Source organism: Asaia sp. Ae19-3 (genome assembly GCF_059801175.1).
This window is the reverse complement of the sequence record NZ_JBCHWF010000001.1, coordinates 1,897,505-1,911,120: the sequence shown is the minus strand read 5'-3', so window position 1 is coordinate 1,911,120 and position 13,616 is coordinate 1,897,505. Positions and strand designations below refer to the sequence as shown.

Annotated in this window: 9 protein-coding genes; 7 read left to right on the top strand and 2 right to left on the bottom strand. The window is 60.1% G+C overall.

Features of this window, described 5'->3' with window-relative positions; all coding sequences use genetic code 11:
* Positions 1-403 precede the first annotated feature (403 nt).
* Positions 404-2,026, bottom strand: coding sequence for a dihydroxyacetone kinase subunit DhaK (locus tag AAID99_RS08285; RefSeq protein WP_498493622.1), 1,623 nt, complete (start codon positions 2,024-2,026; stop codon positions 404-406).
* A 328-nt stretch (positions 2,027-2,354) separates the two neighbouring features.
* Between AAID99_RS08285 and AAID99_RS08280 the strand changes: the two genes are divergently transcribed.
* Positions 2,355-3,761, top strand: a complete 1,407-nt coding sequence (locus AAID99_RS08280; RefSeq protein WP_498493621.1) for an amino acid permease — start codon at positions 2,355-2,357, stop codon at positions 3,759-3,761.
* 18 nt (positions 3,762-3,779) lie between these two features.
* Here the strand turns inward: AAID99_RS08280 and AAID99_RS08275 are convergent, their stop codons facing one another.
* Positions 3,780-5,027, bottom strand: a complete 1,248-nt coding sequence (locus AAID99_RS08275) for a dicarboxylate/amino acid:cation symporter (protein ID WP_498493620.1) — start codon at positions 5,025-5,027, stop codon at positions 3,780-3,782.
* 314 nt (positions 5,028-5,341) lie between these two features.
* Between AAID99_RS08275 and AAID99_RS08270 the strand changes: the two genes are divergently transcribed.
* From AAID99_RS08270 to holA, 6 genes are all read left to right on the top strand, one after another.
* Positions 5,342-5,626 carry a hypothetical protein gene (locus AAID99_RS08270; RefSeq protein WP_229719740.1) on the top strand — a complete coding sequence of 95 codons (285 nt, stop codon included), beginning with the start codon at positions 5,342-5,344 and terminating at the stop codon, positions 5,624-5,626.
* Between the two features lie 735 nt (positions 5,627-6,361).
* Positions 6,362-8,473, top strand: coding sequence for a hypothetical protein (locus tag AAID99_RS08265; protein WP_498493619.1), 2,112 nt, complete (start codon positions 6,362-6,364; stop codon positions 8,471-8,473).
* A gap of 119 nt (positions 8,474-8,592) precedes the next feature.
* Positions 8,593-9,126, top strand: coding sequence for a DUF3576 domain-containing protein (locus tag AAID99_RS08260; RefSeq protein ID WP_188426096.1), 534 nt, complete (start codon positions 8,593-8,595; stop codon positions 9,124-9,126).
* Positions 9,127-9,174: 48 nt separating this feature from the next.
* Positions 9,175-11,772 (top strand): leucine--tRNA ligase, encoded by a 2,598-nt coding sequence (gene leuS, locus AAID99_RS08255; protein WP_498493617.1) that lies wholly within the window; start codon positions 9,175-9,177, stop codon positions 11,770-11,772.
* A gap of 4 nt (positions 11,773-11,776) precedes the next feature.
* Positions 11,777-12,430, top strand: coding sequence for a hypothetical protein (locus AAID99_RS08250; RefSeq protein WP_188426094.1), 654 nt, complete (start codon positions 11,777-11,779; stop codon positions 12,428-12,430).
* A 6-nt stretch (positions 12,431-12,436) separates the two neighbouring features.
* A complete protein-coding gene (gene holA / locus AAID99_RS08245; protein WP_188426093.1) occupies positions 12,437-13,447 on the top strand; it encodes a DNA polymerase III subunit delta in 1,011 nt (336 codons plus the stop codon).
* Positions 13,448-13,616 lie beyond the last annotated feature (169 nt).

Below are 13,616 nucleotides of genomic sequence, written 5' to 3'. Positions count from 1 at the left end.
GCGGGTCTACGACGCTCACGGCTGATCAGGACGGGGCGCTGCGTAGCGGGGGAAACTTCTGCACAGTGAATAAACAGAACGCCGCTTTTCTGCCCGACAGGCCGGGCAGGAGATCAGGCCAGACGCTCGTGAACGAAAGAGCTGTGGCGAGCGGCGACTCTCTCCGGCAGCGACGCTGAGATGGTGGGCTGAACCGTCACATAATGCCTTGTCCCGACATCGACTGTGCGTTGCGGCCCGCGATGCCTCTCTTCATGAGACGCCCGCCCGGATGGGAAGTGACCAGAGCGGTATCGTTTTCATCGATTGCGTTGGTCACAAGGCGCTTCCTGCTTTTCGAGGCCGATGTGCAAAGCGGGAAGAATTCGGCTTCCCCGTCGCCATGATGGGAAAGCCGCTCTTTTCAGAGACTCTTTGCGAGGCTTTCGAAAAGCACCGCAATGGCTTCAGCGCCCGGGTCGGGAATATCGGCAAGCTGGTCTGCGGGGATGTACGAGGCACGGCCAGCGCGGGCTTTCATGCTCCGTGTGGCATCAGCTCCTGCGCGGGCAGCAGCAGCGGCTGCAGCCGGGGACTTCCCAGCATTGAGCGCTTCGATAGCAGGGAGCAGCGCGTCGAGCATGGTGCGGTCACCCGCATGGGCCCCCCCATAGGCCTGCATCTGCGCTGCGCCTTTCTGCAGGCCTTCGCGCCAGTTTTCGTCATGCCCCGCTGTCGTGGCAAGGATCGAAAGCAGAACGCCGCTGGAGCCGCCGCTATGCCGCGCCAGCAGGCGCCCGATTGTGGCCAGCAGCTTCTGTGGTGAAGCGAGCGGCAATGAGTCGAGCGCCTTGAGAATCTGTCGGCCAGATTCTGCAAAGGTCGATCCGGCATCACCGTCACCGCATTTGGCGTCGAGGGCGTTCAGCCGCGCCTCATTGGCCAGAAGCGCCTCAGCACCTGTTGTGATCAGCTTGCGCAGGATGGGATCATCGGAAGGCGCATCGACGAAAGTATCCGGCAGGGCCGGGCAGGGCAGCGTCGCGACGGGAGCGAAATGCGCCAGTCCCGGCCAGGATCGCGGCGCGGCATCGGCCGCAAGGGCAGCGATGAAGGCCGGGTCTGCGGGCAGGGCTGTCAGCGAGAACCCGTTCATGTCGAGCGCGGTCATGAGGGGTGCCGGGCCTATGATCCATTCCGTGCGACCGGCCAGAGACGTGCGTGAAAAACCATCCAGCAGCGCAAAAGCCTCGAGAGGGGGCACGCTGCCGAGCATGTTCAGTAGAATGACGAATTTACCCTCATCCGGCAGGGATGCTTCGAGCTTGCCCGCCGTGCGCGCCATGAGGGTGTCGAGATTTGCCATGGGGATGCGCTCGACCCCGGCTTCACCATGAATACCAAGCCCGAGTTCTGCCTCGTTATCGACAAGGCGTGGCTTCTGGTCCGGGGTAAACACATTGCAATCGCTCAGCGCCAGACCGATCGAACTGAGCGAGCCTGCCACCTTGCGGGCAAGAGCGGCGACTTCTGCCAGCGACTGACCTGCTTCAGCGGCTGCTCCAGCGATCTTGTGAACGAGGACGGTGCCCGCGATGCCGCGCGCCTTGTCGGTGCGGCCAAGGGCGATGTCGTCACCGATGATGACCAGATCGACTTTCAGCCCCAGTGCCTTTGCCTGTTCGGCTGCGATGCCGAAATTCAGACGGTCGCCGGTATAGTTCTTGACGATCAGAAGGCAGCCCGCCTCGCCGGTGACAGCCCTGATGGCGGCCAGAATGGCGTCGACACCGGGGGAGGCGAAAAGCTGGCCGCAGACTGCGCCTGTCAGCATGCCCTTGCCGACGAATCCGGCATGGGCGGGCTCATGACCCGAGCCACCGCCGGAGAGCACGGCGACGCGCTCTTTCTGCCAGTCCTTGCGCAGGATGACGTGAATGTCTTCCGCGCCATCCAACCGGCAGAGATCGGCTCCATAGGAGGAGCGCAGCAGGCCCTCCAGCCCCTCTTTCACAATGGTCTCGCGCGTGTTGAAAAACCGCTTCATGCTTCGTCTCCGCGTCAGTTTCCGGGCTTTTGCGCCCTCTATGTCGTTCAGGCCGGTCAGACTAGGAGGGGAAACGGTTCAGGAATATGACATATCGATGTGATGAAAGACACATTGATGTGACATCTGGGCGGCCCCTGATCCTGCCTGAAATCCAGGTGTCCAGCGCGCCTGCGGGACGGGTCATGTCTTGACAGAGAGGCCCCTGTGATCTCGATTTCATTATCGCCGCCTTCGGCCCGTCGTTCATGTAAACGATTGGCAGAGGTCAAAGATTTCGTTACGATTACATAAGAAAATTCGTCAACTGGGTCAGGATTACAAAGTTTTGGACATTCCATCCAAGTCACATCACCATCCGCCGCCACAAGTGGATGAGGGCTATCACAAGGATCTGGGGCGACGTCAGGTCCAGATGATCGCCATCGGTGGCGCCATCGGCACCGGCCTGTTCCTCGGGGCAGGGACGAGACTGCAACAGGCAGGGCCGTCTCTGGCTATCGATTATCTGGTTTGCGGTCTTTTCTGCTTCCTCATCCTGCGAGCCCTTGGCGAACTGGTGATGTATCGCCCGAGTGCGGGCAGCTTCGTCTCCTATGCCCGTGAGTTTCTTGGTGAGAAGGCGGCCTATGCAGCGGGATGGTTGTCCTTCCTGAACTGGGCCATGACCGGCATTGTCGATATCACGGCTGTTGCGCTCTACATGCATTTCTGGGGCACGTTCGATCATGTGCCGCAATGGGTGTTTGCACTCGTGGCGCTCGGCATCGTCGGCACCATGAACATGATTGGCGTGCGCTATTTCGGCGAGCTGGAATTCTGGTTCTCGCTCATCAAGGTGGTGGCTCTCGCGCTTTTCCTGATTTTCGGCTGCGTCGTGCTTGGCCTGAAAATGCCCGTTGGTGGCGCTGTACCCGGTTTTCACCTCATTTCGGAAAATGGCGGCATATTCCCGCATGGCATCATGCCGGCCCTGTTTCTGATGCAGGGCGTGGTCTTTGCCTATTCGGCCATCGAGCTTGTGGGCACTGCCGCAGGTGAGTGTGCCAATCCGCGTGAGATCATTCCCCGTGCCATCAACAGCGTGATCTGGCGCATCGGCCTTTTCTATGTCGGATCGGTCATCCTGCTGGTCTGCCTGCTGCCCTGGACGGCCTATCACAAGGGTATCAGCCCCTTCGTGACCTTCTTTCAGGCGCTTGGTGTGCCACATGTCGATACGGTCATGAACATCGTCGTGCTGACGGCGGCGCTGTCGAGCCTCAATTCGGGCCTCTACTCGACTGGACGTGTTCTGCGCGCTCTGGCGCTCGGTGGGTCGGCGCCGCGTGCTCTGGCCAAAATGAACCGTCAGTCAGTGCCCTATGTCGGCATTCTGACCACGGTTGGCGTCTATCTCGTAGGCGTTGGGCTGAACTATCTCATTCCCGCGCGCGTCTTCGAGATCGTGCTGAATGTGGCAGCCCTGGGTATCATCAGCACCTGGAGCTTCATCCTGATCTGCCAGATACGCATGCGCAAACTGGTCAATAGCGGTGAGATCGAGAGCGCAGGCTTCCGTATGCCGGGTGCGCCCTATACCGCCTGGCTGACCCTCGGCTTTCTGGGCTTTGTGGTTGTGATGATGGCCCTCGACTACCCCGAGGGCACCTACACGGTTATCGCCATACCGTTCATTGGGCTGATCCTGGCCCTTGGCTGGGGGCTGATCGCCCTGAGCCGTCGCAGGGCCTGACCCTGCGACCTGCTCCGCTCAGCCCTTGACGGGCTGGGCGGGTTCAGACGGGAGCTGGCCCTCCCATTTGGCGACCACGGCGGTCGCCAGAGAATTGCCAACGACATTCGTGGCAGAGCGGCCCATATCCAGAAATGTATCAATGCCGAGAATGAGCAGCACGCCTTCTTCCGGCAGCTTGAACTGGCTGAGTGTCGCAGCAATCACTACCAGAGAGGCACGCGGAATACCCGCCACACCTTTGCTCGTCAGCATCAGCGTGAGCAGCATGATAATCTGCGTGCTCCAGGGCAGGCTGATGTCATAGGCTTGCGCGATGAAGATGCTGGCAAAGGTGCAGTACATCATCGTGCCGTCCAGATTGAACGAATAGCCGAGCGGCAGCACGAAAGACGAGATCCGGCGCGAAATCGGGAAGCGTGAAAGCTGGTCGAGCATCAGCGGATAGGCGGCCTCTGAACTCGCCGTCGAGAAGGCGAGCAGGAAGGGCTCACGCATCAGCGAGACAAGGCGACGTGCCGGTCGCCCGAGAATGAGAAACGCTGCTGCGATCAAGGCGCACCACAGCAGGAAGAGGGCGATATAGAATTCGCCCATGAACTTGCCGTAATTGATCAGAACGCTGAGCCCGTTCGTGGTGATGGTGGCGGCCATGGCGCAGAAAACCGCTACGGGTGCGAGCATCATTACATAGCCCGTCACTTTCAGGATGATATGGGACAGGCTTTCGGTCCATTCCATGACCACACGGGCTTTCTCAGGCATCGAGGCGCAGGCGATACCGAAAAACACCGAGAACACCACGATCTGCAGGATCTCGTTATCGGTCATGGCGCGAAACACGGAATCCGGCACGATATGTTTTACAAAACTGTCGAGCGACATGCCAGCCGTGGCAACCGGCGAGGTTGCAACGCCCTGAAGGCGGTGCATGCCAAGGCCCGGACCGAAGAGATTGACCAGCACCATGCCGAGCGTCAGCGAGAAGAGGGAGGCCGCTACGAACCAGATCATCGCCTTCGCCCCTACGCGCCCCACCGAGGCAGCGTCGGACATGTGGCCAATGCCCACCACAAGCGTCGAGAAAACCAGCGGGGCGATGATCATCTTGATGAGGCGCAGAAAGACGGTCGAGCCGATCGAGACGTAATGCGCGAAATGCTGCTGCATGACAGTGTCGGCAATAAGCGCATGGGCCGTACCGCCTACGCCGATGCCGAGCAGCATCGCGATGACGATGATCGTGGTCATACTCATGCGCTTCATGGTGATGTTTCTTCCTTCCTGAAGACCGGGCCTTAAACTGATCCGCCAGACAATACGCTATTGCGGCGCAGATCGGGAAACAGCCCATCGGGCAACCCTGTCCGGTCTGGCAGGGGCTCCCGATGGCTCATGGTCTAGGCCATTACGTCACAGTATATCAAATGACGCTCGCGGAACGGGTCGATGGTGACATGGTGGTTTGCAGCGGTTTTCAGGGCTGCAAGCAAATGGCGCGTTGTGAGGGGGAACGATCTCGGTAATATGAACACCAAGCGTGGCAACACAGCGGTCGGGCCGCGTCGGAGGGTAATAGCGTGATCCAGAATGCAATCTCGGTGGTGGTCGGCCTGATTCTGGGGCTGTTTACCCTGATCGTTTCCGTGATCGCCGTAATCGAAGAGGCGGCCAGAAGAGGCCTTGTTGCGCTGGGCATCCCACATCAGGTGCAGACGGCGCTTCTGGCCCTGCTGCTCCTCCTCCTTGTCGTGGGCTCTTTTCGTCTCTTCGGACGTCTTTTCGGGGTGTTGATCGGGGTCGTTCTGATCGCATTGCTGTTGCACGCGCTGTTTGCCCCGGAGACGACTGCGGTCGCGTTCTGACGCCAGCCATCGGTCAGTGCCCCGAAAGGGGCCGGTCAGGCAAAATCCGGATTTTGCGGTGATCATGAAATAATGGTGTCCGCGGCGGGATTCGAACCCACGGCCCCAGGATTCATCCCACTTCGGCTTTCGCCGCCGACAGGCGGGCAGAGAGCCCGGCTTGTCGTTCGTGGTCTGGACTGTCTCTTCACCATGGCCCGGCAAGCCGGACGACAGGCGCTGCCCGTACAGTCTCTACACCTTCACCGCTCTTTTCAGAGAAGCGCTTGGCTCGGGATTGGCACGGCATATTGCCAGAGCTTTCCCCGAATTTGAGCAGATCCACCATGACGTTTCCGACCATGGCGCCCAATTTTTAGGAATCCTGTGCTCTATCCTGCTGAGCTACGCGGACCACCATAGCCATTCTAGGGGCCGCACGCAGGCTAGGCAAGCGCCGGGCTTTCAAATTTTTCTGTTCCCTATCATCGGTTGCAATACTGCCAAGTCAAACTAAGATTGTTTCTTGTAGTAAGTCTCCTGCCCGGTCGACGTCGGGTATGTAGAGATGTTCTGTTTGTGAGGGACGAAAGATTTACTGCGTCTTGTCCCCCAAGGGGCCATTGTCGACAAGCACAGTCTCGGCACCACCGTCTTTCCTTCGACTGCGCGCGATGTTGAAGTGTGAAATACGTTTCGTAAAAAAACCGAGATAAAAATGTGATATAAGGCTTTAAGAAGTGAAAGCGTGAAGTAATGTTCGATCTGGCCCTCCGTGGTGTTGCTAAAACTGATTCCACCCTGCTGCGTTTGCGACTTATCGGTCGCATGGAAGCGACAACGCTTACTGGCGAAAGTGTGCTTCCTGTCGGCGGAAAGACCAAGGGCCTGCTCGCCATACTTGCGCTGTCGGATCGTAAACCCGTTGCGCGGTCGCATCTGGCTGAGTTGCTATGGAGCCGTCGCCCTGATGATCTGGCGCGTGCGTCACTGCGTCAGGAAATTCATCGCCTTCTCGATGCGCTGAGCCCGCTCGGTGTCGATGTAATCGATGTCCAGCGTCATGCGCTTGCTCTCAAGCCTGCCCTGACTTCGGTCGATGTCGAGCGAATTCTCAATGGTGGCAAATCTATCCTGCGCGAACTGCCTCCACCGAGCGAGGTTCTGCTGGGTGAACTGAATGGCATCGATCCTGCTTTCAATGAGTGGATCGAAGGGCAGCGCACGCGCCTTAACCGTCACATCTATCAGCTTTTCGAAAGTGCATTGCGCACACAGGTCGATCCGGATGCGATCCTTGAGACGGCCGATCATCTGCTGCTGCGCGACGGTCTGAACGAAGCTGCCTGGCGCGCGCGTATCCAGGCCTGGGTGACCAAGGGTGAATACGCTCAGGCTGCTGCCCTGGGCGATCAGGTCGTGCAGCTTTTTCAGGATCAGCTTGGCACGGTGCCTGGCCCGGCAACCATGGGTCTGGTCCGTGGGCTGCAGGAACGAATCGCTTTCGATTCCTATGCCAAGTCACATCATGGTGCTTCGCCCGAAGTCGATTCCGCTCTGATTCACGCCGACCGCCATGCCGAAAGCGTGGGTCTTTTCGCCGCGGCGGGAGGAGAGGGTTCATTTCTATCGGCTGGCCCGCCACTGCGCACGCTGGGCTCGATTGCCGTCGCACCGATCAAGGCGACGGGGGGCGAGCATGCCGAGGCCCTTGCGGCAGAGCTGACGGAACGTCTCGAGGTGAAGCTGGTAGGCCTGCAGACCTTCACGGTCGTGCCTTTCCCCGAGACTCCTCAGGGAGAGACCGGGCCGCTTCTGGGCAATACCCATAATCCGGGTACCGATTACGTTATTTCGGGTCTGGTGCGCGCCAATTGCGCGCATGATGAGACGTCGGAAGGCTATGTGATCATCAGATTGCTGAGCCTGCGTCAGGAAGGAAGCGTTGTCTGGGCAGATCGTTTCGAGCTGCCGAAGGACACACGCGCCCAGCGCGCGCTGCTGTTCTACGTCATGAAGTCGCTGCAATGGTCTCTGTTCCTCTCCGAGGGGCAGCGGATGATGTCGCGTCCGATTGCCGAGCTCTCTGCTTTCCAGATGGCCATCCGGGCGTTGACCCTGCTGTTGCGCTGCGATGTTACGCTGTCGAGCGAGGTGAGCGAACTCGCCGAGCGTGCCTATCAATCCGATCAGGAATCGGTTTTCGTCCTGTATGTGCGGTCGCTCATCCGGTTCTTCCTTTATCAGGATAACTGGTCCGGCAGCGCACAGGAGGAGATGGAAGAGATTGCCTCTGCTGCCGGTTATGTCGCGATCCAGCTTCGGGCGAACCCGCTGGGCGTCTGGCTCTCCATGATCACCCGCACCTTTACGCCGGGGCAGTTGGACGAGGCGAAGGCGCTGACAACCGAATATACCGGTGCAGGCGGTGTCTTCCCGGCAATTGCAATTTCGCCTTCCATTCACGCACTCAAGGCAACGCAAGCCCTTCTCTCGGAGGAGAAAGCCAGCGCGTTGGAAGAGATCCAGCAGTTCCGCGCCTTGCGGGCGTCTCAGCCTTTCGCCGTGCTGTCCGAGCCCTTCAGCATTCTCGTGCTCGAACTGTCCGGCAATGCCGAGGAAGCCCGTCAGGCCGGTGCGGCTTTTGTCAGTCTTTATCCGAGAAGTGCAGCTGGTGTGCTGTACTACCTTGTCGCACTCGCCGCACAGGGCGTGGGTGAAGAGGCCGAGCGCGTGAAGCGTCATCTCCTGCGTCTGGTGCCGGAAGTGACCATCGCTGGTGTCCTCTCACGCCATGCCTATCTGCCTGACACCATGCAGACATGGCTGCGCGAGATGCTTGAACGCGTCAGTATCCCCAGAGGATAAAGCTATTGCCCCGCTTGGCGTGACCGGGCGGGCGCGATATGAACTGTTTTCAGCGCCGGACGCGGGTATCGCGATCGGGGATTTCGACACGCGGCCAGTGCCAGTCTAATAGGGACATCATGACTCCTCGTTTGCAGCCGATTGCCCCTCTCAATGCGCCTGTCAGGGCGCCCCTCTCTCTGGGACGGTTTCTGCCCGTTCTGCCGCTTTGCGCCCTGATGGCGCTAAGCGCCTGTGGCGGTGGTCGCGATCCGGACAGCCTGACCCAGCCCCGCAACCATCTTCTGGGCGTTGATCGTGGCGCGACAGGCGGTGACGACGAGCTCAAGGGTGGCGTGAATGCCTATCTCTGGCGTGGTGCGATCGATACCCTGTCTTTCATGCCCTTTGCATCGGCCGATGCCAATGGTGGCGTGATCCTGACAGACTGGTATCAGCCGCCGGCCAGCACCAACGAGCGCTTCAAGATTGCGGCCTATATTCTTGACCGTCGTCTGCGCTCCGATGCACTGCGCGTCTCGGTTTTCCGTCAGGAAAAGCAGGGCACGGAATGGGTCGATACCCCTGTGGCGCCCAACACGACCTCCGACATCACCACCCGTATTCTCGCCCGCGCGCGTCAGCTTCGTGCTGATAATGGCAACCGGGATTAATTCCCGGCCTTTCGACGTAAACGCGACCGGAACAAACGATAGAAGATCATGACGGAACAAGAGACACTCGGCTACGATTTCGACAAGGCCGAGCCCAAATGGCAAGCCAGATGGGATAGCGCGCGCGCTTTTGCAGCGGAGGATCATCCCGCTGCCGACAAGCCGAAATATTATGTGCTCGAGATGTTTCCCTATCCGTCTGGTCAGCTCCATATGGGCCATGTGCGCAACTATGCGCTTGGCGATGTGGTTGCCCGCTACAAGCGTGCGCGCGGTTTCTCGGTGCTGCATCCGATGGGCTGGGATGCGTTCGGTCTCCCTGCCGAGAATGCGGCGCGCGAACGCGGTGTGCATCCTGGCCAGTGGACACTCGACAACATCGCCGCCATGCGTGGCACGTTGCAGCGCCTGGGTTTCTCGCTGGACTGGGAGCGTGAAATCGCCACCTGCCTGCCGGAATATTACGGACATCAGCAGAAGCTGTTTCTCGATATGTGGCGCAAGGGCCTGGTCGAACGTCGTGAATCGGCGGTCAACTGGGACCCTGTGGACAACACGGTGCTGGCCAATGAGCAGGTGGTCGATGGCCGCGGCTGGCGTTCAGGCGCGCTGATCGAGAAGAAGCGCCTGTCGCAGTGGTTCCTCAAGATCACCGATTTTGCTGCCCCCCTGCTTGAAGGGCTGGACAAGCTCGATCGCTGGCCTGCGCGTGTGCGCGTCATGCAGGAACGCTGGATCGGCCGTTCGGAAGGCGCACGCGTGCGCTTTGCGCTCCATGCGCCGCCGGAAGGGTTCGATGTCGATCTGGACTCTGTCGAGGTCTTCACGACACGCCCCGACACCCTTTTCGGCATGAGCTTTGTCGCCATTGCGGCAGATCATCCGCTTGCCGCGAAGGTGGCGCAGGATAATGAGGGCGCGCGTGCGTTTATTGAGGAGTGCCAGCGCCTCGGTACGTCTGAAGAGGCGATCGAAGCAGCCGAAAAGCGTGGCTTCGATACCGGGCTGCGCGTCAGCAACCCGTTTGCCCCTGACGAAACGGTGCCGGTCTGGATCGCCAATTTCGTGCTTATGGATTACGGCACGGGCGCCGTATTCGGCTGCCCTTGCGGCGATCAGCGCGATCTCGATTTTGCCCGTAAATATGATCTGTCCGTGCGTCCTGTCATCCTGCCGACAGGTCAGGAAGAAAGCAGCTTTACCGTCGGCAAGACCGCCGTCACGGGTGATGGCACACTGATCAATTCGGGCTTCCTCGACGGGCTGAGCACGGCAGAAGGCAAGCGCAAGGCCATCGAACGCCTCGAAGGAATGGGCATTGGCCGTTCAGTCGTGAACTGGCGCCTGCGCGACTGGGGTATTTCGCGCCAGCGTTACTGGGGCTGCCCGATCCCCGTCGTGCATTGCGAGTCCTGCGGCGCCGTGCCGGTGCCTGATGACCAGTTGCCGGTCAAGCTGCCGGATGATGTGACGTTCGACCGCCCCGGCAACCCGCTCGATCATCATCCGAGTTGGAAACATGTCGCCTGCCCGCAATGCGGGGCCGCGGCGCGGCGCGAGACCGACACCTTCGATACGTTCGTCGACAGCTCCTGGTATTTTGCGCGGTTCACGGCGCCTCATGCCTCGACACCGACGGACCCGATCGCAGCCAATTCCTGGCTGCCGGTCGATCAGTATATCGGCGGCATCGAACACGCGATTCTGCATCTGCTTTATGCGCGCTTCTTCACGCGCGCCATGCATGAAACGGGGCATCTCGATCTCGACGAGCCTTTTGGCGGGTTGTTCACCCAGGGCATGATCACCCATGAGAGCTATCGCGACGAGAATGGCTGGCTGGCCCCGGAAGATGTCGTGCGTTCGGGCGATGGCTATGTGCGCCGTGACAATGGCGGCCCGGTACAGCTTGGCCGTCTCGAGAAGATGTCCAAATCCAAGCGTAATACGGTGTCGCCGGTCGCGATCATCGAGCGTTTCGGCGCCGATACGGCGCGCTGGTTCGTGCTTTCTGACAGCCCGCCGGAACGCGATATGGAATGGACCGAGGCAGGTGTTGCGGCGTCAGCCCGTTTCGGCCAGCGTCTCTATCGTCTGGTCCAGGCCGTTGCAGTCTCGGTACCGCAGGGTGCCGCTTTTGCCGAGGGTGGGCGCAGCCTGCGTCAGGCGACGCATCGCACCATCAAGGCCGTGACCGAAGCCCTGGAAGGGTTCACGCCCAATGTGGCTGTGGCCCGTCTGCATGAGCTGAGCGCAGCGCTTTCCGAAGCCGAAAAAACGGATGAGGAAGGGATCGGTGCAGCCCGTCGCGAAGCCGCCATGGCGCTGGCGCTTCTCATTGCGCCCATGATGCCCCATCTGGCCGAGGAAATGGTGGCGCTGCTCGAGCCGGAAAGCGCGATGGTTGTCGAACGTGCCTGGCCGGTTGCGCTCGAGGAATTCCTCGCGCTCGACAGCATCACGCTTGGTATCCAGATCATGGGCAAGCTGCGCGGCACAATTCAGGTGCCGCCTGATGCGCCCTCTGATATGGTCCTGCCTCTCGCCGAGGCTGAGCCCAATGTGGCGCGGATGCTCGAAGGCAAGCGGATCGTCAAGCGCATCCACGTGCCGAACCGTATCGTCAATTTCGTGGTGGCAGGCTGATTTCATGCGTCGTTTCGTTCTGCTTGCCTCTCTGGCCTTGAGCGGCTGTGGTTTCCAGCCGCTTTACGGAAGCAACGGGGCAGGCGGGGCGCACGTCATGCATGAGTTGCAGCGCATCTACGTTGCCAGAATTCCGGAACGTCAGGGGCAGGAACTGCGTCTGGCGTTGCAGGAGCAGCTTGGTGGCGCCAGCACCAAGGCGCCTGATGGCTACACGCTGAATGTAAGTTTTGGCGTCAATCAATCAGCCATCGATATTCACAGCGACAATACCTCGGGTCGGTATCGCGAGCTTGGCACGGCCCATTGGCGTCTGTGGACCGTCGAGCCGTCGCCCAAATTCCTCGCCGAGGGCGATGTATCGACGCTTGATGGGTTCAATGCGACCTTCGAGCAATATCTTGCCCAGACACTCAATGACGAGACGGTCAGGGCGCGTATTGCCGAAACCCTCGCTGGCGCCATTCGCCAGCAGATCGCAACCTGGTTCAAGACGCAGATCAAGCCTTCTCGCAACAACCCGAGCGAAATACCGTCCTATTTCGATCCGACAGCCATGCCGACCAAGGATGGACAGCCCTACGAAAAGGCCGGTCCTGACGGCTTCCCTGCAGCGGCGACGGGTCGTACAGACATGAACAGCCAGAACGACGACTGATCGCGCATGAAGATCGATGCCCGTTCGACTGCGCGTACACTTGCCGAAATCGGCAAGTGGCGCGGGGTTCTGCTTTACGGCGATGATCTGGGGCTGATCCGCGAGCGCGCCGCGCAATGCGTGCGTCAGATTGCTGACTCGCTTGATGATCCGTTTCGTGTGGCCCTGCTCGACCAGGAACAGCATGGTCGCGTGGAAGAAGAAGTCGGTGCGCTTTCACTCATCGGCGGGCGCCGCGTGGTCTGGGTGCGTGATGCTCAGGATGCGCTGCTTCCTCGTGTGACTTCTGCCTTGGCCATTGATAGCGATACTGTGCTGGTGATCGAGGCCCCCGGCCTTGCGTCACGCGCCAAACTGCGCAGCGCCCTCGAAGCCCATCCGAAAATCGCCTCGATCGGCTGCTATCCTGAAGAGGGGCGTACGCTGATCGCCTCACTGAGCGATCTTTTTCGCGATGCCTCTGTGGCGGTCGATCGGGAGGCGCTGTTCTGGCTTTCTTCCGTTCTGGGCGCCGATCGGGCGGCAGTGCGCAGCGAGGTCGAAAAACTCGTGCTCTATGCGGGGGAAGGCGGCAAGCTCTCGCTCGATGATGTGCAGGATTGTATTGGTGATTCGGCCAATGCCACGCTCGATGATGCGACGACCGCTGCCATGGCAGGCGACCGCGCCGTGGCCGATATCGCGCTCGAGCGGGCCCTTGCCGATGGTCTCTCTCCCATAGCCCTTGCGCGTGCCTGCCTTTCCCTGATGACGCGACTTCAGCGCGTGCTCGACTGGATGGATGAGGGAAAATCGCGCCAGGAAGCCATCAAGCTGCTCAAGCCGCCCGTCTTCTTCAAAAAAATGGACAGTTTTACCAAGGCGCTCGAGCGTTGGGATGGTGCGGGATTGAGGCGGGCCTGCGAAGCGGTGCAGGGGTTCGAGCTGGCCTGCAAGCAGACGGGTTGCCCCGATCTTGCCCTGTCGCGCCGTCTGATCGCCCAGCTTTGTCTCGGTCCGCGATCATTCCTGCGTTGAAATTATGCCGTGATTCTGCCACGGCTGAGAGTGCCGTATTCTGACAGGGGGAGGTTATCCGATCAGTCGTCTCTGCTTCATCCTCCTGTCGCAGGCCCTGATGCCGGATCACGCTGGCAAGGCCTGGTGCGTGGTATGATTTTCTCTGCGACCGGAAGATTTCTGTACC

What these genes read in the sequence shown, in the direction of transcription:
- AAID99_RS08265 (WP_498493619.1), top strand. Translation starts at nt 6,362, where the DNA reads ATGTTCGATCTGGCCCTCCGTGGTGTTGCTAAAACTGATTCCACCCTG.
- AAID99_RS08250 (WP_188426094.1), top strand. Translation starts at nt 11,777, where the DNA reads ATGCGTCGTTTCGTTCTGCTTGCCTCTCTGGCCTTGAGCGGCTGTGGT.
- AAID99_RS08260 (WP_188426096.1), top strand. Translation starts at nt 8,593, where the DNA reads ATGACTCCTCGTTTGCAGCCGATTGCCCCTCTCAATGCGCCTGTCAGG.
- leuS (WP_498493617.1), top strand. Translation starts at nt 9,175, where the DNA reads ATGACGGAACAAGAGACACTCGGCTACGATTTCGACAAGGCCGAGCCC.
- AAID99_RS08285 (WP_498493622.1), bottom strand. Translation starts at nt 2,026, where the DNA reads ATGAAGCGGTTTTTCAACACGCGCGAGACCATTGTGAAAGAGGGGCTG.
- AAID99_RS08275 (WP_498493620.1), bottom strand. Translation starts at nt 5,027, where the DNA reads ATGAAGCGCATGAGTATGACCACGATCATCGTCATCGCGATGCTGCTC.
- holA (WP_188426093.1), top strand. Translation starts at nt 12,437, where the DNA reads ATGAAGATCGATGCCCGTTCGACTGCGCGTACACTTGCCGAAATCGGC.